The sequence below is a fragment of the Streptomyces sp. NBC_01808 genome (assembly GCF_035917395.1).
In the GTDB taxonomy this organism is placed as follows: domain Bacteria; phylum Actinomycetota; class Actinomycetes; order Streptomycetales; family Streptomycetaceae; genus Streptomyces.
This window is the reverse complement of sequence record NZ_CP109072.1, coordinates 7,106,753-7,125,474: the sequence shown is the minus strand read 5'-3', so window position 1 is coordinate 7,125,474 and position 18,722 is coordinate 7,106,753. Positions and strand designations below refer to the sequence as shown.

Here is an 18,722-nt window from a genome sequence, read left to right as displayed (position 1 = left end):
TGCCTATGTTGACGCTCATCGAAACAGATGGCAGGCTGAAGGTGCAAGGTCATTGACGAAGGTCGAATCAATAGGGAGTCGCCGTGTCTGCGCCGCTCGCCAACGCGCCCGCCACGCTTCCGACCGTGGTGATCGGAGCCGGCCCCATCGGGCTGGCCGCCGCCGCCCATCTCACAGAGCGCGGCATCGAACCTCTGGTTTTGGATGCCGGGCCCGTCGCAGGCAGTGCTGTACGCGAGTGGGGGCACGTGCGGCTGTTCTCCACCTGGTCCGAACTCGTCGACCCGGCCGCCGAAAAGCTCCTGGCCCCGACTGGCTGGACCGCCCCCGATGGCGCCGCCTACCCTTCCGGCGCGGACTGGGCCGAGCGGTACCTCCAGCCCCTCGCCGACGTCCTCGGCGACAAGGTGCGCTACGGCGCGACCGTCACGGGCGTCTCCCGGCTCGGGCGCGACCGTCTCGTCGACGCCGACCGCGGGCAGCAGCCCTTCACCGTCCGCGTCACACTCGCCGACGGCTCCGAGCAGCGGATCCTCGCCCGCGCCGTGATCGACGCCTCCGGCACCTGGTCCACCCCCAGCCCCATCGGCGCCGACGGACTGCCCGCCCTTGGCGAACACGCCGCCTCCGCGCGGGTCTCCTACCGCATCCCCGACCTCAAGGACCCGGCCGTCCGAGCCCGTTACGCCGGCCGGCGCACGGCCGTGATCGGCTCCGGTGCCTCCGCGTTCACCGCGCTCGCCACCCTGGCCGACGTCGCCAAGGAAGATCCTGACACGCACACGACGTGGATCCTGCGGCGCGGCATCAGCGGCGCGACCTTTGGCGGCGGCACCGCCGACCAGCTGCCTGCCCGTGGCGCGCTCGGCCTCGCCGCGAAGGCCGCCGTCGACCAGGGACACGCCGACGCCGTCACCGGCTTCCGCACCGAGACCATCGAACCCGCCGAGGACGGACGCCTGGTACTGACAGGCGAGGACGGACGCCGACTCGACCCGGTGGACGAGGTCATCGTCCTGACAGGCCTGCGCCCCGACCTCTCCTTCCTCTCCGAGATTCGCCTCCGTCTCGACGAGCGTCTCCAGGCGCCGGTCGAACTGGCGCCGCTGATCGACCCCAACCAGCACTCCTGCGGCACCGTCTACCCGCACGGACACCGCGAGCTGTCCCATCCCGAACCCGGTATCTACCTGGTCGGCATGAAGTCCTACGGCCGCGCCCCCACCTTCCTCGCCATGACCGGATACGAGCAGGTCCGCTCCGTAGCGGCGGCCATGGCCGGCGACACCGAATCCGCCGACCGCGTCGAACTGACTCTCCCCGAGACCGGAGTCTGCGGCGGCGCCGGGCTCTTCGACGACCCCGCCGGCACGGAGCAGAGCGACGGCGGGGGCTGTTGCGCACCGGAACCCGCACTCGTGTCGATCGGCGTCACCACTGCGGCCGAAGGTGAGCAGGACTCCGGCAGCTGCTGCTCGTGACCGAACTTCACGTCCGCGGGCCGCGACCGGAACGAGGTGTCGATCATTGCTGCGCCGAGTCGGATACGAAGACCGGCTCGGCGGAGGTGGACGGGCAGGACGGCCGGACAGTTGGTTCACGGCGTACCGCGGCGACGTGGCCGCGGCGGCGGTGGTGCCGGAGGGCGGCCACGGCAGCGAGGCGGCGGGCCCGGTGGTGAGCGCGGTGCTGGCGGCGGGGTGAGCACGGGGCGCGCGGCCCGAACGGCATCGGCGGCGGGACGAGCGCGGGGCTGGCTCGTCCGGCGCGGGCTCCAGTGCTACGCGCCCGGCCCCCAGGCCGTCCCGCGCAGTGCGAGGAGGCTCGGGGTCGCGCCACGGAAGCGTGCACTCGACCGCGGGGAATCGGCGCAGGTGCGCTCCGACTCGGCTCCGAAGATTTGGTGGAACAGGTACATCACGGGTCTTGTCGCCCTTCGCGAGCCAAAAATATGGACGACCGCGCTCGTCCCAGCGCACTTGGCGTCGTACGTGAACAAGGCCGAGCTTGTCGTCGAAGTCGTCTTCGCTCAGGCCGAAGACCTCACCCTGGCGCAGGCCGAGCCCGAGTCCGAGATCAAGGGCTATCCGGTGGCGTTCCTGGAGACCTTCGCGTACGGCGTCGACACTCGATCGGACCCAGGCATTGGCCTTGCGTTTCGTGTGTTTGGGTTTCTTGACGGTCCGATGTGCCTCGCACGGGTACTTGAGCAGCCGCCCATCGTCCACCGCAGCGGCGAAGATGAGGCTGAAGTGGCTCCAAGTCACTCCCGCGGTGGCACTGTCCACCCGAGCGAGAAGTGCGGCCTTGTAGGTGCGTAGGGCGGCAGCGTCGATGTCGCGGGGTAGGTACTCGCCGAGCAGCGGGAGGATGTGTCGCCAGATTCGGCTCCGCATGGCCCGCGTGTCGAGGGCCTGTCGGTACGTTGCGGCCACCAGTGCTCTTCGAGCAGCGCGGCGTGCCGCCCCTGCTGTCAGCCTGACCTACACCGGTCTACCTTCTGCTACGGACCGGGCACGTGGCAGAACATGGACCGGGCGGCGTTGCCGTCAGCTCCTCGGAAGCCCGCCACCACCGGCGGACACCGCAGCAAACCGGAACGCACACCCATCTGTGCAATTGAATTCGATACATGTCAACATAGGTTCATAGATGTTGAATCTTGGAGAAGATGTCATGTCGCACGCCGCTCCGCCCCTTGCTGCACTCTCCCCTTGCTGCCCGCCCCTGAACGAACGCCCCCTGACGGCGGGCGAAGCCGAGAGAACCGCTGCCATGTTCAAGGCCCTGGGAGACCCGGTCCGGCTACGGTTGTTCTCGGCTGTCGCCTCCCACGAGAACGGTGAGGCGTGTGTCTGCGACATCTCCGATGTAGGCGTCTCCCAGCCAACGGTCTCCCACCACCTCAAGAAGCTCCGCGACGCCGGGCTGCTCACCTCGCAGCGCCGAGGGACATGGGTGTTCTACCGGGTCGAGCCCTCCGTGCTCGCCGCCATGCGGCAGATGCTGGGACGCTACTGAGAAGCCCTCGTTCTCACGGTAGCCATCCACGCTGCCCGGCGCGCACTCCTGCCTCGAACCGGCTGCGGGCGTCGAGCCGTGCCAATTGGCGCGACACCATGCGCCGTAGCCTGCGCAGGCTCACCTCCAGGCGACGGGCAGCCACCTCGTGGGGCCCCCAGCAGGACGACGTACGCGCGCACACCGGATCTCTCACGACGCAGAGCCGCCACGCCCGCGCTCGACTTGCAGCGCCCGGGCCAATGTCTCCGTCGCTTCCGTAGTGACCCGGTAGTACACCTGGGTCCCGCGACGCTCAGAGGACAGGAGGCCCGCCTCGCGGAGCTTCTTGAGGTGATGGCTCACCGTCGTCCGTGCGACCCCGACGTTGGACACCTCGCACACGCAGGCTTCCGCACCCGGTCGCGCCGCGATCTTCCACAGCAGTTGTAAACGCACCGGGTCACCCAGCGCTTTGAACATGCGGGAGACCTGCTCGGCTTCCTCCTCGGTCAGCGCTCGCTCGTCCAAGGGTGGGCAGCACGGTATCCCGGTGCCCGTGGCGGGCGCGTCGAGTGCGCTTGTGTTCAGCATGCGTCTACATTGACAGTCATCGAATCAACTGGCAAGGTCATGTTGCCGACGTGCTCAGCCGACTGGGCTGCCCGCTGCCCCGAAGGAGAGCTGTGCGAGCCGAGGACGCGGTGCCCAATGCAGGGCCCGGCAAAGTCCAGGCCCCGCTCCGCCGCGCCTGCGGCGCGAGCGGGCCGCTCCGGCAGAGTGTCCTTCCCGCACTGTGTGTCACAGAGATCGTCAGCTGGGGTGTCCTGTACTACGCCTTTCCGGTACTCGCTCCGCAGATCAGCCAGAACACCGGCTGGTCGAGCCCTTCAGTGGCCGCGGCCTTCTCCGGGGCACTGATCGTCTCGGCCCTCGCCGGGATCCCTCTCGGTAGAGTCCTGGACCGGCGTGGTCCCCGGAAGATCATGACAGGCGGCTCGCTGCTCGCTGCTCCCGCCGTCGTCGCGGTAGCTCTCGCCCCGAGCCTCCCGCTGTTCACCATCGCCTGGCTGGTCTGCGGCCTGGCCATGTCCGCCACCCTGTATCCGCCCGCTTTCGCCGCATTGACCGGATGGTTCGACGGAACGCAGCGTACGGGCGCCCTGACGACCGTGACGCTCGTGGCGGGACTGGCGAGCACGGTCTTCGCCCCTCTGACAGCAACGCTGGCAGACCACATGAGCTGGAGGACCACCTACCTGGTCCTCGCCGCCGTCCTCGCAGTGGTAACCGTGCCGCTGCACGCACTGTGTCTTCGAGCCCCGTGGCCGGCACGTTCCGGCCACGCCTCAGCCGATCTCAGCGCGGCAGCCGGTAGACGGCCGGAGTCGGCTGTGGCGCGAACCCGGCCGTTCCTCGTCCTCGGGCTCTCCATGGCTCTGGCTTCGTTCGCGTTCGCCGCAGCCGTCGTCGCCACCGTGCCGCTGCTGACGAACCGCGCTCTTTCGTCGGAGGCAGCGGCCTGGGCGCTGGGCCTTGGCGGCGTGGGGCAGGTGCTGGGGCGCCTCGGGTACGCAGCCCTCGTCCGCCGCGTCGGTGTGCGCGCCCGCACGGTGCTCGCGTACAGCCTGGGCGGACTCACCACCCTGGCCCTGGGGATCGTGCCGGGACCGATGCCTTTGCTGATCGCTGCGAGCATGGCGGCCGGCACCGTACGAGGCGTGGCGACCCTGCTGCAGGCCACAGCGATCACTGACCGGTGGGGGGCGCAGTCCTACGGCACCCTGAGCGGCCTGCTGTCGGCGCCTGCCGTCGCCGCCACCGCTCTGGCCCCGTGGGCCGGTGCCGGCCTGGCCGTTCTCCTGGGCGGCTACCCCGCACTGTTCGCGCTCCTGGCCAACCCCCGCTACACCGGCCGACAGGTGTGGAACCGCCAGCGCACCGACCACGAACTCGTCGACCCGGCCAACACCGCCCTCGGCCACCACCGCAGGACTGGATCATCTCCCGCGAGAAAGCCCACCCGGCTCTAGTCAGCGAGGCCGACTTCGTCACCGTCCAGGGCATGCGCGCCACCACCACGACGCCGGGACGCACCTACCTGCTCACCGGGTTGCTGCGCTGCGGCCTCTGCGGGCGGCGGATGGAGTCGTGCTGGACCAACGGCCGCCCGGCCTACCGCTGCCGGCACGGCCACACCAGCGCCACCCGCCCCGGCACGGGCCGGCCGCGGAACACCTACATCCGCGAGGACCGCATCCTGGCCCGCCTACCCGCCTTGCTGCTGCGCCTCGGCCACCCCCGCACCGGGGACCACTCCCCCGGCGACCCCTCCGCTGAGGCGGGGGCGGACTGGCTGCGCGCCCAGGGCATCGCCCTGACCTACGACCCGGCGGACAGTTCCCTGACCGCCGGCACCCCGACGAGAGAAAGGATCATCATCGGCTGACCTTCACGCCCGCTGACCAGCACCGGGACCGGCCACAACGCAAACGCCCGTCCCTCGCCTGGGCGAGACACGGGCGCCAAACCAGTATGCCGTCATTTCAGCAGATATGTACAAATAGCGTGTCCGAGGGGGGACTTGAACCCCCACGCCCTTAACGGGCACTAGCACCTCAAGCTAGCGCGTCTGCCATTCCGCCACCCGGACCGGGTTGCCGTGCCGCGGCAGAGGGCCGCGCGGCACGGCCAACGATACCAAGGATTCGGGGGCCGTTCGCACCAGTATTTGGTTACGGTACGTGGCCGCCGGTTGCGGGTGGTGACGGAGCCGGGCCCCGGCCCGCCGGTGGGGCGGCGGGCCGGGGGGATTCGGGCGAGGCGGGCGCAGGGGCCGGGAGGGGCAGGGAGGGGCCGGGGGTGACCGGGGGTGACCGGGGGTGACCGGGCCGGGGTGGGGTGGTCAGGCGCGGAGGTGGTGGAGGTGGGTGGCGGAGCGGCGGGCTGTGGTGAGGGAGCCGGCCGGGTTCGTGTCGGGGCTCACCGCGTCGTCGCGTTCGACGAGCCAGTTGTGGTACTTGCGGTACCCGCCGCGGGTGACGGTGCCGATGAAGCGCTGGTAGTCGATGTCCCCGTCGCCCACGTCGGTCATGTGGTAGCCGTCCTGGGAGGCCGCGTCGTGCTCGCCGTCCTTGACGTGGAACAGCGGGAAGCGCCGCGGGGCGGCCGTGATGTAGTCCAGCGGGTCGAACGGCGCCGGGGTGCCGTCCGGGCGGACGCTGAAGCGGTGGACGCCGGTGTAGGCCCAGTAGATGTCCATCTCCATGAACACCAGGTCCGGGTCCGTCTCCGCCAGCATCAGGTCGTAGATCCGCACCGTCGGGTCGTCGCTGCAGAAGCCGAACTCGTTGCCGTGGTTGTGCTGGTAGAACCGCAGGCCCCGGCGGCGGGCCGCCGCGCCGTAGACGTTGAACTCCGCCGAGGCGCGCTTGACCCCGTCGACCGTGGTGCCGTAGCGGAAGGGGCCGTCCCAGGTGCCGACGTACGGCAGGTCCAGGGTCTCGGCGTCGTCGAGGACCTGCTCCAGGCTGGTGGCGAAGGAGTAGCCCGCCGGGTCGCCGACGTGGTACGCGACGTGGCTGCCGATGCCGCGCAGGCCGTGGTTGCGGGCCAGGCGGCGGAGCTGGGGCAGGGTGAGGGGGCCGTTGCCCTGGGTGTAGCCGGCGTACTCGACCTGGTCGTAGCCGTAGCGCTCCAGGGCGTCGAAGACCTTGGCGAAGCCGGCCGTGCCGATCTGGTCGCGGAGGGTGTAGAGCTGGATGCCCAGGTTGCCCCGGGGGACAGCCGGGCGGCCGTGGCCGCCGCCCTGCGGCTGCGCGGCGGCGTCGGCGGCGCCCGCGGTGCCGGCGATGGCCGCCGCCGTGGTGCCGGCCGCGACGCCGAGGAATCTGCGTCTGTTGAGGGCGTGGTCGAGTTCGTCTCTGTTCTTGGTGGACATGGCAACGCTCCTTGACGGGGATCGGCTAGTCGAGACCGGCGAGCGACAGCAGCAGGGACTTCACGTCGGTCGCCGGTACGGGTCCCGAGGTCGCCCCCGGCCGGGTGGTGAGCAGCACGGGGCCGTCGCGCTCGTCGTCCGGGAGGCGGCCGTGGGTACCGCGTACCGGGGCGGGGTCGAGCGGGACGACGGCCAGGCGGTAGCGCATGCCGGCCTTCTTGCGGGCGATCGCGGAGACGGCCCGCAGACGTACGTACGGGTCGGTGGGGTCCATGAAGAGCTCGGCGGGGTCGTAGCCGGGCTTGCGGTGGATCTCGACGAGCTGGGCGAAGTCCGGGGCACGGTCGTCGTCGAGCCAGTAGTAGTACGTGAACCAGGCGTCCGGCTCCGCCACCGCGACCAGTTCGCCGGCGCGCGGGTGGTCCAGGCCGTGGGCCTTCTTGCCGGAGTCGGAGAGCACGTCGGCGACCCCGGGCAGCTTGGTGAGGATCTCCCGGGTGGCCTCGATGTCGGCCGGGTCGCGGACGTAGACGTGCGCGATCTGGTGGTCGGAGACCGCGAAGGCGCGCGACGCCCACGGGTCCAGGTACTCCATCCCGTCCTGGGTGTAGACCTCCAGCAGCCCGGCCTTGCGCAGCGCGCGGTTGACGTCCACGGGCGTGGCCGCCTGCGTGATGCCGTACTCCGAGAGCACCACGGTCTCCGCGTCCGCCGCCCTCGCGTCCGCCAGCAGCGGCGCCAGCGCGTCGTCCAGCTCGCGCGCGGCGGCGTGCGAGCGCGGGTCGTCGGGGCCGTAGCGCTGGAGGTCGTAGTCGAGGTGCGGGAGGTAGACGAGGGTGAGGTCGGGGCTGTACGCGTCGAGGATGTGCCGCGAGGCGTCGATGATCCACTGCGAGGAGGCGATGCTCGCCGTCGGGCCCCAGTAGTTGAAGAGGGGGAACGTGCCGAACGCGGCGGTCAGTTCATCGTGCAGCTCCGGCGGCCGGGTGTAGCAGTCGGGCTCCTTGCGGCCGTCGGCGTAGTAGACGGGGCGCGGGGTGACGATGTAGTCGGTGTCCATGCCCATCGCGTACCACCAGCAGACGTTGGCCACGGTGTAGCCGGGGTACGTGCGCCGGGCGGCCTCCCACAGCTTGTCGCCGCCGACGAGGGCGTTGTGCTGGCGCCACAGGAAGATCTCGCCCAGCTCGCGGAAGTACCAGCCGTTGGCGACGATCCCGTGCTCCGCCGGCGGCGCGCCGGTGAGGATCGTCGACTGCACGGTGCAGGTGACGGCGGGCAGCGGCGGCGTCAGCGCGCTGTTCGAGCCGGCGTCGGCCAGCGCGCGCAGGTTCGGCATGTGGTCGAGGAGACGCGGCGTGAGGCCGACGACGTCGACGACGACCAGCCGCTTCGGGGGCGTCATGGCAGCTCCTTCAGGCCGAGCGAGGTGAGCAGGTCGCGGGCGACGGACAGTTCGGCGGCGATGCCGTCGGCGAGCTGTGCGCGGCTGCGCGGCCGCAGGTGTGCGGGCAGAGCCTGCCAGGTGTACGTCTCCACTTCCAGGTGTCTCGTCAGCGGGGCGGGCCCGCCGACGAGGCGCGCCAGCGTCTCTTCGAGCACCGGCGTCGTCGCCGTCAGCGGCGGCTCCAGCGGCGCGTGCAGCGGTACGTGGAAGTGGGCGCGCCACGGGCCGTCGTCGGGGAGACCGCCGGCCAGGGCCTCGTCGAGGTCGTCGGTGGCCCGTACGGTGCCGTCAGCGGCGCGGATCCGGGTCTGGTGCAGGAACCGCGGCTCCGCGAAGGCGGCCAGCGCGGTCCGTACCCCGGGATCCGCGGGCCGGTCGGCCACCAGGGCCGCCGACAGCTGGGACTTGACGATGGGCAGGCCCGCGCCCGTGATGCCGGCAATGGCGGTGGCCGGGTCCTCGAAGGACGTGGCCAGATGGCAGGTGTCGACGCAGACGCCGATACGCGCCGGCGGCGGTGCGCCCTCCGCGGTGAGCGCCGCGACGGCGTCGGCGGTGGTCTCGACCGTGCAGCCGGGCTCCGGCTCCAGGCCGACGCGGATGGAGCGGCCGGTCAGTTCCTCGATGGCGTCGAGGCGCGCGGCCAGGGTGCCGAGTGCCGCCAGCGACGCCTTGCGTGCGGCGTCGTCGAAGTCGGTGCGCCAGGCGAGCGGGAGGGTGGAGATGGTGCCCTCGGTGACGTCGTCCGGCAGCAGCGCGGCGAGCAGCCGGGCCAGCTCGACGGTGTGGTCCAGGCGCTCGGGCTCGGTCCAGTCGGGGCGGTAGACGCGGTACTTGACGACCTCGTCGCCGAACCCCTGGTACGGGAAGCCGTTGAGGGTCACGGCCTCCAGGCCGCGCTCGTCGAGCGTCTTCTTCAGCCGGCGCAGCGCGGCGGGGTCGGAGCCGAGGGTGCGGACGGCATCGCGCGCGAGCCAGAGGCCGATGCCCAGCCGGTCGCGGCCGAGCCGGCGGCGCACCGGCTCGGCGTGGTCGCGCAGTTGCGCCATCACCCCGTCGAGATCCTCGGCGGGGTGCACGTTGGTGCAGTACGCGAGATGGACGAGGGAGCCGTCGGGGTGTCGGAAGCGCATGGGTCAGCTTCCCCCTCGCAGGATGGAGTTCCCTTCGTACGTGGCGCCGCCTGCCTCCGGCTTCTCCGGCTCCAGCTCCAGCCGGCCGCTCTGGCCGTAGAACTCCACCGGGTTCTGCCAGAGCACCTTGTCGACGTCGGCGTCGGTGAAGCCGGCGGCGAGCATGGCGTCGGCGGTCTTGCGGGTCTTGAGCGGGTCGCTCTTGCCCCAGTCGGCGGCGGAGTTGACGAGCATCCGCTCGGTGCCGTACTCGCGCAGGATGCGGACCATGCGGTCCTCGTCCATCTTGGTGTCGGGGTAGATGGAGAAGGCCGCCCAGCAGCCGCTGTCCCGGGCGGCGGCCACCGTCGTCTCGTTGAGGTGGTCGAGGATCACGCGCTCGGGCGCCAGCCTGGACTCGCGGACGACGTCGAGCGTACGGGCCAGGCCCGCGGCCTTGTCGCGGTGCGGCGTGTGCACCATGGCGGGCAGCCCGTGGTCGGCGGCCAGCTCCAACTGGGCGGCCAGCGCGTGGTCCTCCTCGGGGGTCATCGAGTCGTAGCCGATCTCGCCGACGGCGACGACGTGGTCCTTCAGCAGGTAGCGCGGCAGCTCGTCCAGGACCGGCAGGAGGCGCGGGTCGTTGGCCTCCTTGGGGTTGAGGGCGAGCGTGCAGTGGTGCGCGATGCCGTACTGGGCGGCGCGGAACGGCTCCCAGCCGAGCAGCGAGTCAAAGTAGTCGTAGAAGCTCTCCGGGGAGGTACGGGGCTGCCCCAGCCAGAAGGAGGGCTCGACGAGGGCGCGCACGCCCGCGTCGTACATGGCGGCGTAGTCATCGGTCGTGCGGGACGTCATGTGGATGTGCGGGTCGAAGATGCGCATCACACCTCCTTGCGGGTCAGGGCGAGGATCCGGTCGAGGTCCGCCGGCACGGCGCGGCCGGCGGCCGTCCGCTCGCGGGCGTAGTCGTCGAGCATGCGGGCGAGTTCGCCGTCGCCCGCGGCGCGGTCGGCGAGGCCCGCGATCTCGTCGGCGGGTACGCCGGTGAACAGGCACTTGAGGACGGCCTGCCGCCAGGCGTGGTCGCCCAGGTGCTCGGCGGCGTACGGGCCGAGGGCGGCGGCGACCAGGCGGGTGTCGTTGGTCCGCAGCGCGTCTTCGATCAGCGGTACGGCGCCGGGGCCGAGGCCCAGGTGCGGCAGGGCGCGCAGCACGGCCCGGCGTTCCGCGGCGTCCCCGCGGTCGTAGACGCGGGTGGCGACCTGCTCGTCGGCGCGGGCGGCGTGCAGGATCAGCACGCGTACGGCGTCGGCGGCCCCGGCGCCGGCACGGCGGCGCGCGGCGGCGAAGTGGGCCTCCCAGGCGAGCAGTCCCGCGCTGGGCCCGGGGGTGCCGGCGGCGGCGTCGGCGAGCGCGGCGGCGAGCCACTCACGGGCCTCGGGCGCGAGACCGGCCTCGACGGACGCGCGCAACGCGGCGACCGTCGCGACCGCCGGGGCGGGGTCGGTAGCGGGTGCGGCGGGGTCGGGGGTCACCACTGCGCGGCTCCTTTCACTCGGGTCACGGATGCGGCACGCGGCGCGCGGGTCCCGGCGTGCCGCGCGGCGGCGACGGCGGGTTCGTACGGGCGGCCGGGCACGTTCGGAAGGCTCAGCACGGCACCGACCCCCTCGCCCGCGCCTCTTCCTCCGCCGCGCGCAGGAAGCGGATGGAGCTGCTCGCCAGCTCAGGACCGGCGTGCGAGTGCCGGGGCAGCTCGACGCTGATCAGGCCCTGGTAGCCGGTGGTCTGCAGGGCTTCGAGCACCGACGGGAAGCCGATCTCGCCCTCGCCGAACGGCAGATGCTCGTGCACGCCCCGGCACATGTCCTCGATCTGCACGTGGGCGAGCCAAGGCGCGGCGGCCCGTACGCAGTCGGCGGGCAGCGCCTCCTCCAGGCACTGGCAGTGCCCGATGTCGAGGGTCAGCGCCAGCGCCGGCGGGTCGTCCAGCTCCCCGCGCAACCGGTGGAACCCGGCGAGGTCGTACAGCAGATGGCCGGGCTCCGGCTCGATGGCCAGCGGCACGCCGGCGGCGTCCGCGGCCTGGAGCACCGGGGTCAGCTCCTCGCCCAGCCGCTTCCAGGCGTCCGGCTCGGAGACCCCGTACGGGCGCGTGCCGCTGAAGCAGTGCACGGCGTTGGCGCCCAGCTCGGCGGCGACGTTCACGGCGGTGCGCAGCAGCCGGGAGCGTACGGCGCGGGCCTCGGGGTCGGGGTCGAGCAGGGTGGGGTGGTGCTTGCGGCGCGGGTCGAGGACGTAGCGGGCGCCGGTCTCGATGGTCACCGCGAGCCCGTGCCGCGCCAGCAGCCGCCGCACGGTGGCCGTGCGGGCGGGCAGGTCGGGCGCGAGCGGGTCGAGATGCATGTGGTCGAGGGTGAGCGCGATGCCGTCGTAGCCGAGGTCGGCGAGGAGCGCGACGGCGTCGGTCAGCCGCAGGTCGGTGAGGCCGTTGGTGCCGTAGGCCAGGCGCAGCCGGCTCATGTGGGGCTCACCTTCCGCGCGAGCCGGCGGGCGACGGGCACGAGGGCCAGCAGCGCGGCGGCGCTGCCGGGCGCGCCGGCACGGGCGGCGAGGGCGGACTGCAGCGGGATCATGGCGCGGATGCCGCCGCCGACGGCGCGCTGGGTGAGCTGCGGGCTGGGGTTGAGCGCGGCGTGCAGGTACGGGCGGACGGCGGTGGCGGCGTACGCGCCGGCGAGCAGGTCGCCGGGGGTGAGCGCCAGCCGGGGTCCGCCGGGTGGCGGGGCGCCTTCTGCCCGGGGGTGCGGATCGGGCTGCGGATAGGGGTCGTTGCCGCGGCGCAGGGTGGCGGCGACGGCGGTGGTGACGGCGAGGCCGACGAGCGGGACGGCCGTCGACCCGCCCTCGACCTCGCGGCGGGAGACGACGGTGACCGCGTAGGTGTGGACGCCGAGGAGGACGGCGGCGGCGAGCGGTCCGTCCGCCCAGCCGGTGCCGTCGCCGCCCTGGAGGTGGCGCAGGGCGGACGCGGCGGTGCCGGCCGGCGGCGCGGCGGCGTACCCGCCGCCCACGGCGGCCGGCGGCGCGGCCCTGCGGGCGGCGCGGGCCTCCGTGGCCGCGGCGCCGAGGAGCAGGTCCAGGGTGCGGGCGGCGGCCATCGCGGCCGGGCCCGCGGGGGTGTTCTTCAGCTTCAGGTCGTACGCCCACACCGCCCCCGCGAGCGCGGTGGCGAGCGCGAGCGGCCTGCGGCCCGCGGCGGCGGCCAGACCGAGGCTCGCCGCGGTCAGGGCGGCGGCGGCGGTCAGCGCGGCGCGGGGCGTGATCCGGCCGGAGGGCAGCGGGCGGTGCGGGCGCTCGACGGCGTCGACGTCGCGGTCGGCGTAGTCGTTGAGCGCCATGCCCGCCTCGTAGAGGCAGAGGGAGGAGCCGATGGCCAGCGCGGTGCCGCGGTTGGGCCGCAGCCCGGCGGCGGCGGCGCCGGCGAGGGCGTCGCCGGGGACGGTGAACAGCGCGGAGACGCGGAGCAGTTCGACCCAGGCGCGCACCTGCGCGGCAGGCGACGCGGGCTGCTTGCGCCCCTGGGCGCTGCGCGCCTCCGGCTCGATCGGCCCGGCGGTACGCGGCCGGCGCAGCACGGCGCCGGGGACGGCGGCGGCGAGCAGCGCCACTCCCCCGGCCACGGCGGCGACGGGCCCGCGGCCCGCCGGTGCCGCGCCACCGTCCCGCCGTACCCGCGCGGCCACCCCCGCGGCAGCCGCACCCACAACGACCCCGGAGACGGCGGCGGCGACCGGCACGGCCCGCCGGCGCCGGACCGCGGCACCCGCACCCAGCGCGAGCACCCCGGCGACGCCCGCCACCGCGGCGGCGGGCGAGGCGCCGCGGCCCCGCGCGGCGGCGGCGGCGCCCAGGACTCCGGCCCCGGCCGCACCGGCGCCCGCGCCCAGCGCGAGCAGCCGCATGCCGCCCCGCCGCCGCACCCGCTGTGCCGCGCTCATCGCGCGACCCGCAGGCGCTCCGCGACCGACAGCAGCTCGCGCCACTGGTCGGCGAGCCCGGGCGGGCCGCCGTCCGGGTCCTTGAAGAAGAAGCCGAGGCCCGGCACGGGACCCGACATCCCGGTCTCGTGGGCGCGGGCGACGATCCGGACGAGGTCGAGGACCAGCGGTGCGGCGAGCGCGGAGTCGCAGCCCTGCCAGATGGTCTGGAGCACCATGCGGGTGCCGAGGAAGCCGTCGAAGACGACGTGGTCCCAGGCGGTCTTCCAGTCGCCGAGGGCCGGGACGTCGTCGATGTGCACCTCGCCGTCGACGCCGGCGCCGAGGGAGTCGACGAGCACCCGCTCCTTGCCGACGTTCTTGGCCGCCGCGGCGGCCGGGTCGCCGGCGAGGTTGGCGCCGTCGCCGCCGCCGAGGAGGTTGGTACCGGACCAGGCCCGTACCTCCAGCGCGCGCTGGAGGAACATCGGCGCCAGCACGGAACGCAGCAGGGTCTGGCCGGTCTTGCCGTCGCGGCCCGCGTACGGCAGTCCTGAGGCGGCGGCGAGCTCGCGCAGCCGCGGGTGGTGCATGCCGGTGGAGGGGGTGAAGTTGACGTACGCGCAGCCGGCCTTCAGGGCCGCCGCGGCGTAGCAGGACGAGGCGGGCAGCGCGTCGCCGGCGGCGACCGGTTCGGTGGAGGCGACGTTGACGACGACGGCGCGGGCGAGGTTGCGGCGGCGGACGAAGTCGGTGATGTCGGCCGCGTAGGAGTCGATCAGCGCCTCCTCGTCGTACGGCTCGCCGGGCTCCGGGCCGCCGTTCCGTATCTCCTCGTCGGCGGCGGCCAGTTCGGCGGCGACGGCGGCGGGCAGCCCGTGCGGGAGCACGCCGCCGGCGGCGAGTTCGTCCGCGCGCTTGGGCAGCGGCGTGCAGGCCACGTCGTGGCCGCCGAAGACCAGCCGGCCGGGCGCCGGCAGCCCGCAGCCGGCGAACGGCGCGGTCTCGGTGACCATGCCGGCCGCGGGGTGGAGCCCGGCGGCCAGGGCGGCGCAGCCGGTGATCACGGTCGTGGCGACGGAGCCGCGGGCACCGATGAGCCAGACGCCGGTATCGGCCGTCGCCGGGTTCGCCGGTTGCGGCGCTGTGTCTTGTCTGTGGACCGTCACGGCTGCTGCCTCCCACATGTGTTCAGTTCACCTACACGGTGCGCCCGTGGGCGGGAGGCGTCGTGCCCTCCCGCCCACGGCGTTCACGGGAGATCCTTCACCAGGATGTTGCGGAACGACACCTGGTCGTCTGCACCGTGGTTTTGGATCCCGATGTGTCCGTCCGCAAGGCTGCGGGCGGGGTCGGTGTTCGTGAAGTCGTTGATCTTCACGTCGTTGAGCCAGATCTGCAGGTGCTCACCCTCGACGCGCAGTTCGAAGGTGTTCCACTCGCCGGGCGGGTTGAGCGCCTCGTCGCGCGCGGCGATGTCGGCGGACTGGAAGCCGTAGACGGCGCCCGTGGTCCGGTCCGGGGAGTCGGTGGCGTCGATCTGGATCTCGTAGCCGTTGTTCACGGCCGACCAGGGGTCGTCGGAGGGCGGGAACCCGATGAAGACGCCGGAGTTGTCGTCGCCCTCCATGCGCCAGTCGAGCTTGAGGGAGTACGAGCTGAACTGCCTGGCCTCGTACCACAGCATGCCCATGCCGCCCTCCGAGGTCAGGGTGCCGTCCTCCAGGCGGAACGAGCCCGGCCCGGCCTGCTTCCAGCCCTCGGTGGAAGTGCCGTCGAAGATCGGAGTGTAGTCGCTCTCGGCAGAACTGCAGTCCGATTCGACGGCCCCGGCGGCGTACTGGATGCCGCCGAGCAGATGGGTGCGGAACTCGGGCTCCGCGTACGACTCCTTGGTGTGGCCGAGTCCCGTGTAGAAGGACCGGCCGCTCTCGTAGGTCTGGCACCAGGAGATGGGGTGGTCGCCGCCCATGTTGCCGCCGCTGTACGAGCCCTCGTCGAGGGTCGCCAGGACGCGGGCCTGCTCGCGCGGGTTGGTGCGGTAGTTGTACCACTCGTCGGTACGCACCCACTCGTCGCCCAGGTGCGCGGTGGCGGGGTGGTCGTGGTCCTCGACCTTGACCGTCGCCTGCTGGATCTGCGGGTGCGAGTCGAAGTACGCGCCGACGAGGCCGCCGTAGAACGGCCAGTCGTACTCGGTGTCGGCGGCGGCGTGCACGCCGACGTAACCGCCGCCCGCGCGCACGTAGTCCTCGAAGGCCCGCTGCTGCTTGGCGTTGAGTACGTCACCGGTGGTGGAGAGGAAGACGACGGCGTCGTACTGCTGGAGGGTGCCGGGCGTGAACACGCCGGCGTTCTCGGTGGTGTCGACGGTGAAGCCGTTGTCGGCGCCGAGCTGCTTGATGGTCGCGATGCCGTCGGGGATGGAGTCGTGGCGGAAGCCGGCGGTCTTGGAGAAGACGAGCACGTGCTCGCCCTCCGTCTTCTTCGCCGGCTTCTCGGCGACGGCGGACGTGTTCATGGCCAGGGTGGTGAGCACGACCGCCGCCGTCGCGAGGGCGAGGCGTCCGGGAGCTTTCATGGGGCGCTCCTTGAGGGTCTCGTCGGGTGGGACGCCCCGCCGGCCGGAGCCGGCGGGGCGGTGGGGGGAGCTATCCGGTGGTGAGGGTGAAGTCGTCGACGTCGTACAGCGCTTCCGTACCGCTGCCGGCGAAGACGAGGTAGAGCTTCGTGGTGCCGTCCGGGGCGCCCGACAGGGTCGCCGTGACGTCCTGGAACGTGTCCCATCCGCCGGTGACCGGCACCTCGGTGGAGCCGAGGAGCGTCCCGTCGGGGGCACCCGCGCGCACCTCCAGGGTGCCGCCGGCGCCGGCGGAGGAGATCCGGGCGGTCAGCCCGGTGACGTCGGACAGGACCCAGGGCTCGAAGGCGATCCAGTCGCCGGCGTGGATGTCGCCGACCGTCTTGCCGCCGTTGGCCGCCGGCTTGTTCTGCGGCGCGACCCCCCGGGAGCTGTCGTAGTGCTCGGCCTGGCGGTGCTTGGGCTGCAGCTTGGCCTGGTCGGTCCCGGTCAGGGCGCCCTGGCCGCCGCCTCCGCCGTCGGTGTACGTGGCGGTGAGGCCGCCGTAGAGGTTGGCGTTGGGGTCGTGCTCGCCGTCCGCGGCGGTCTTCAGGGTGCCGCTGCAGCCGTTGGCGCTGGTCATCTCGTGGCCGTGGGAGTCGTGGCCGAGGATGTAGGCGACCCGGACCTTGCCGCAGTCGACGGCCTCGTCCTCCGGGTCGGCGACGGTGACCTCGAAGGGCACGTCGTCGCCGAAGGAGAAGGACTGGCCGTCCCGCGGCAGGTCCAGGGTCACGGTGGGCGCGGTGTTGCCGACGGTGATCTGCACGTTGGCGCTGCCGGTGAGGCCGTCGGGGTCGGTGGCGGTGAGGGTGACGTTGTACGTGCCGTTCTCCGCGTACGTGTGCGCGGGGTCGGCCTGGTCGGAGGTGGCGCCGTCGCCGAAGTCCCAGGAGTACGTCAGCTCGGTGCTGTCGGGGTCGGTGGTGCCGGCGGAGGAGAACTGCACGGCCAGGGGCGCCTGCCCTGAGGTCTTGTCGGCGCTCGCCTCGGCGACCGGGGAGGCGCCCCCGGTCATGTTCTCGATGCGGTAGAGGGCGGAGTTCTCGTCGCCGCCGAAGTAGCCGGTGCCGTAGTCGAGGACGTAGAGGGCGCCGTCGGGGCCGAAGTCCATGTCCATGACCTGGGTGCCGGACCAGGGGAAGTCGTTGACGGCGGAGACGGTGCCGTCGTCGCCCTGCTCGATCCGCTTGATCCACTTGCGGCCGAACTCGCCGGCGAAGAAGTTCCCTTCGTACGCGGCGGGGAAGGCGACCGCGGAGCCGTCGTCGACCTCGTCCTGGCGGTAGACCGGGCCGCCCATCGGGGACTCGGAGCCGTTGCCGAACTCGGGGACGGAGTTGCCGTCGTAGGGGATCCAGGCGGGCTGGGCGGGGGGCAGTTCGGTCAGGCCGGTGTTGTGCGGCGAGTTGTTGACGGGCGCGCCGCAGTCGAAGGCCGCCCCGGAGGCGCCGGAGCCGAAGTCGTAGTCCTTGTACGCGTCGTTGTCGCCGGTGCAGTAGGGCCAGCCGAAGTTGCCCGCCTCGGTGATGCGGGCGAACTCGACCTGTCCGGCGGGCCCGCGGGTGTCGCTCGCGGTGCCGGCGTCGGGCCCGTAGTCGCCGACGTAGACGGTGCCGGTGGGCTTGTCGACGCTGAGCCGGAAGGGGTTGCGGAAGCCCATGGCGTAGATCTCGGGGCGCGTCTTGTCGGTGCCGGGCGCGAAGAGGTTGCCGTCCGGGATGTCGTACGAACCGTCGGCGTTGACCTTGATCCGCAGGACCTTGCCGCGCAGGTCGTTGGTGTTCCCGGCGGAGCGCTGGGCGTCGAACGCGGGGTTGCGCGTGGCGCGCTCGTCGATGGGCGTGTAGCCGTCGGAGGCGAACGGGTTGGTGTCGTCCCCGGTGGAGAGGTAGAGGTTGCCCTGGGCGTCGAAGTCGATGTCGCCGCCGACGTGGCAGCACAGGCCGCGGGAGGCGGGCACGTCCAGGACCGCCTTCTCGCTGCCGGTGTCGAGGGTGCCGTCGTCCTTCAGGACGAAGCGGGAGAGCCGGTTGACGCCGTCGAACGGCGCGAAGTCGGCGGCGCTGCCGTCCGAGGGGGCGTCGCCCGCGGGCGTGTCCAGGGGCGGGGCGTAGTAGAGGTAGACGAACCGGTTCTGCACGAAGCCCGGGTCGACCCCGACACCTTGCAGGCCCTCCTCGTCGTGGTTGTACACGGCGAGCTTGCCGGCGACCCTGGTCGTGCCGGCGGCGTCCGTGAGCCGTACCGTGCCGTCGCGCGAGGTGTGCAGCACGGACCGGTCGGGCAGCACCGCCATGGTCATCGGCTCGCCCATCTCGGGCTCGCCCTTGGCCAGCGTCACCTGCTGGAACTCCGCCGCCGCCGGGGCCTCGTGGTCCTCGCCCGGGTGCGCGGCGCCGGTGGCGGACGTGCTCAGCACGAGGGCGGGCACGGCCAGCAGGGCCGCCACCGTCCTCGTGAGCGTTCTCCGGATCTTTCTGGTGTGCACCTGATCTCTCCTGCCGAGAGTGGGGGGTTTTGTGTCAGGGACATCACAGGAACGTAACCGTCTTTTGCAGGATAGAGAAGCCCTTTGACAGAACTTCAGTTATCTTCATCCTTGATAAGGACAAAGTGCCCC

General features: G+C 72.5%; 17 protein-coding genes, 1 tRNA gene and 1 pseudogene. 6 read left to right on the top strand and 13 right to left on the bottom strand.

Annotated features, from left to right (window positions below):
• Positions 1 to 83 precede the first annotated feature (83 nt).
• From OG946_RS31475 to OG946_RS31460, 4 genes are all read left to right on the top strand, one after another.
• The gene (locus OG946_RS31475; protein ID WP_326799345.1) at positions 84 to 1,481 is read left to right on the top strand and encodes an NAD(P)-binding domain-containing protein; all 1,398 of its coding nucleotides are present in this window, start codon (positions 84 to 86) and stop codon (positions 1,479 to 1,481) included.
• A gap of 46 nt (positions 1,482 to 1,527) precedes the next feature.
• The gene (locus OG946_RS31470; protein ID WP_326800485.1) at positions 1,528 to 1,704 is read left to right on the top strand and encodes a hypothetical protein; all 177 of its coding nucleotides are present in this window, start codon (positions 1,528 to 1,530) and stop codon (positions 1,702 to 1,704) included.
• A gap of 287 nt (positions 1,705 to 1,991) precedes the next feature.
• A complete protein-coding gene (locus OG946_RS31465) occupies positions 1,992 to 2,321 on the top strand; it encodes a hypothetical protein (RefSeq protein ID WP_326799344.1) in 330 nt (109 codons plus the stop codon).
• 355 nt (positions 2,322 to 2,676) lie between these two features.
• A complete protein-coding gene (locus tag OG946_RS31460; RefSeq protein ID WP_326799343.1) occupies positions 2,677 to 3,021 on the top strand; it encodes an ArsR/SmtB family transcription factor in 345 nt (114 codons plus the stop codon).
• 13 nt (positions 3,022 to 3,034) lie between these two features.
• On the opposite strand, the pseudogene OG946_RS31455 reads toward OG946_RS31460, so the two are convergent.
• Positions 3,035 to 3,169: pseudogene (locus OG946_RS31455) on the bottom strand (LuxR family transcriptional regulator); the annotation flags it as partial.
• A gap of 44 nt (positions 3,170 to 3,213) precedes the next feature.
• A complete protein-coding gene (locus OG946_RS31450) occupies positions 3,214 to 3,594 on the bottom strand; it encodes an ArsR/SmtB family transcription factor (RefSeq protein ID WP_326799342.1) in 381 nt (126 codons plus the stop codon).
• On the opposite strand from OG946_RS31450, the gene OG946_RS31445 reads away from it, so the two are divergent.
• Positions 3,534 to 5,033 (top strand): MFS transporter, encoded by a 1,500-nt coding sequence (locus tag OG946_RS31445; RefSeq protein WP_326799341.1) that lies wholly within the window; start codon positions 3,534 to 3,536, stop codon positions 5,031 to 5,033. The genes OG946_RS31450 and OG946_RS31445 overlap by 61 nt on opposite strands.
• Before the next feature lie 32 nt (positions 5,034 to 5,065).
• On the top strand, positions 5,066 to 5,449 hold the full coding sequence (locus OG946_RS31440) for a zinc ribbon domain-containing protein (protein WP_326799340.1): 384 nt from the start codon (positions 5,066 to 5,068) through the stop codon (positions 5,447 to 5,449).
• Positions 5,450 to 5,569: 120 nt separating this feature from the next.
• Here the strand turns inward: OG946_RS31440 and OG946_RS31435 are convergent.
• The 11 genes from OG946_RS31435 to OG946_RS31385 form a co-directional block, all read right to left on the bottom strand.
• A tRNA-Leu gene (locus OG946_RS31435) sits at positions 5,570 to 5,653 on the bottom strand.
• A 252-nt stretch (positions 5,654 to 5,905) separates the two neighbouring features.
• The gene (locus OG946_RS31430; protein WP_326799339.1) at positions 5,906 to 6,940 is read right to left on the bottom strand and encodes a sugar phosphate isomerase/epimerase family protein; all 1,035 of its coding nucleotides are present in this window, start codon (positions 6,938 to 6,940) and stop codon (positions 5,906 to 5,908) included.
• 25 nt (positions 6,941 to 6,965) lie between these two features.
• Positions 6,966 to 8,345 (bottom strand): alkaline phosphatase family protein, encoded by a 1,380-nt coding sequence (locus OG946_RS31425; RefSeq protein WP_326799338.1) that lies wholly within the window; start codon positions 8,343 to 8,345, stop codon positions 6,966 to 6,968.
• Positions 8,342 to 9,520, bottom strand: a complete 1,179-nt coding sequence (gene eboE / locus OG946_RS31420; RefSeq protein ID WP_326799337.1) for a metabolite traffic protein EboE — start codon at positions 9,518 to 9,520, stop codon at positions 8,342 to 8,344. The genes OG946_RS31425 and eboE overlap by 4 nt, the downstream gene beginning before the upstream one ends.
• Positions 9,521 to 9,523: 3 nt before the next feature.
• Positions 9,524 to 10,381 carry a TatD family hydrolase gene (locus tag OG946_RS31415; protein WP_047018833.1) on the bottom strand — a complete coding sequence of 286 codons (858 nt, stop codon included), beginning with the start codon at positions 10,379 to 10,381 and terminating at the stop codon, positions 9,524 to 9,526.
• Positions 10,381 to 11,037: an EboA domain-containing protein gene (locus OG946_RS31410; protein ID WP_326799336.1), complete on the bottom strand. Its 657-nt coding sequence runs from the start codon at positions 11,035 to 11,037 to the stop codon at positions 10,381 to 10,383. Before OG946_RS31410 ends, OG946_RS31415 begins: the two co-directional genes overlap by 1 nt.
• Positions 11,038 to 11,149: 112 nt before the next feature.
• On the bottom strand, positions 11,150 to 12,022 hold the full coding sequence (locus OG946_RS31405; RefSeq protein ID WP_326799335.1) for a sugar phosphate isomerase/epimerase family protein: 873 nt from the start codon (positions 12,020 to 12,022) through the stop codon (positions 11,150 to 11,152).
• Positions 12,019 to 13,500, bottom strand: a complete 1,482-nt coding sequence (locus tag OG946_RS31400; RefSeq protein ID WP_326799334.1) for a UbiA family prenyltransferase — start codon at positions 13,498 to 13,500, stop codon at positions 12,019 to 12,021. The genes OG946_RS31405 and OG946_RS31400 overlap by 4 nt, the downstream gene beginning before the upstream one ends.
• Positions 13,497 to 14,648 carry an inositol-3-phosphate synthase gene (locus OG946_RS31395; protein ID WP_326800423.1) on the bottom strand — a complete coding sequence of 384 codons (1,152 nt, stop codon included), beginning with the start codon at positions 14,646 to 14,648 and terminating at the stop codon, positions 13,497 to 13,499. Before OG946_RS31395 ends, OG946_RS31400 begins: the two co-directional genes overlap by 4 nt.
• A gap of 83 nt (positions 14,649 to 14,731) precedes the next feature.
• Entirely contained in the window at positions 14,732 to 16,060 is a 1,329-nt protein-coding gene (locus OG946_RS31390; RefSeq protein ID WP_326799333.1) for a ThuA domain-containing protein, read from the bottom strand.
• Positions 16,061 to 16,130: 70 nt separating this feature from the next.
• Positions 16,131 to 18,590 carry a PQQ-dependent sugar dehydrogenase gene (locus tag OG946_RS31385; RefSeq protein ID WP_326799332.1) on the bottom strand — a complete coding sequence of 820 codons (2,460 nt, stop codon included), beginning with the start codon at positions 18,588 to 18,590 and terminating at the stop codon, positions 16,131 to 16,133.
• Positions 18,591 to 18,722: the final 132 nt, after the last annotated feature.

Bases quoted from the DNA above. Each gene is read 5' to 3' on its own strand.
- OG946_RS31460 (WP_326799343.1), top strand. From the start codon at position 2,677: ATGTCGCACGCCGCTCCGCCCCTTGCTGCACTCTCCCCTTGCTGCCCG.
- OG946_RS31450 (WP_326799342.1), bottom strand. From the start codon at position 3,594: ATGCTGAACACAAGCGCACTCGACGCGCCCGCCACGGGCACCGGGATA.
- OG946_RS31440 (WP_326799340.1), top strand. From the start codon at position 5,066: ATGCGCGCCACCACCACGACGCCGGGACGCACCTACCTGCTCACCGGG.
- OG946_RS31430 (WP_326799339.1), bottom strand. From the start codon at position 6,940: ATGTCCACCAAGAACAGAGACGAACTCGACCACGCCCTCAACAGACGC.
- OG946_RS31425 (WP_326799338.1), bottom strand. From the start codon at position 8,345: ATGACGCCCCCGAAGCGGCTGGTCGTCGTCGACGTCGTCGGCCTCACG.
- eboE (WP_326799337.1), bottom strand. From the start codon at position 9,520: ATGCGCTTCCGACACCCCGACGGCTCCCTCGTCCATCTCGCGTACTGC.
- OG946_RS31415 (WP_047018833.1), bottom strand. From the start codon at position 10,381: ATGCGCATCTTCGACCCGCACATCCACATGACGTCCCGCACGACCGAT.
- OG946_RS31405 (WP_326799335.1), bottom strand. From the start codon at position 12,022: ATGAGCCGGCTGCGCCTGGCCTACGGCACCAACGGCCTCACCGACCTG.
- OG946_RS31400 (WP_326799334.1), bottom strand. From the start codon at position 13,500: ATGAGCGCGGCACAGCGGGTGCGGCGGCGGGGCGGCATGCGGCTGCTC.
- OG946_RS31390 (WP_326799333.1), bottom strand. From the start codon at position 16,060: ATGAAAGCTCCCGGACGCCTCGCCCTCGCGACGGCGGCGGTCGTGCTC.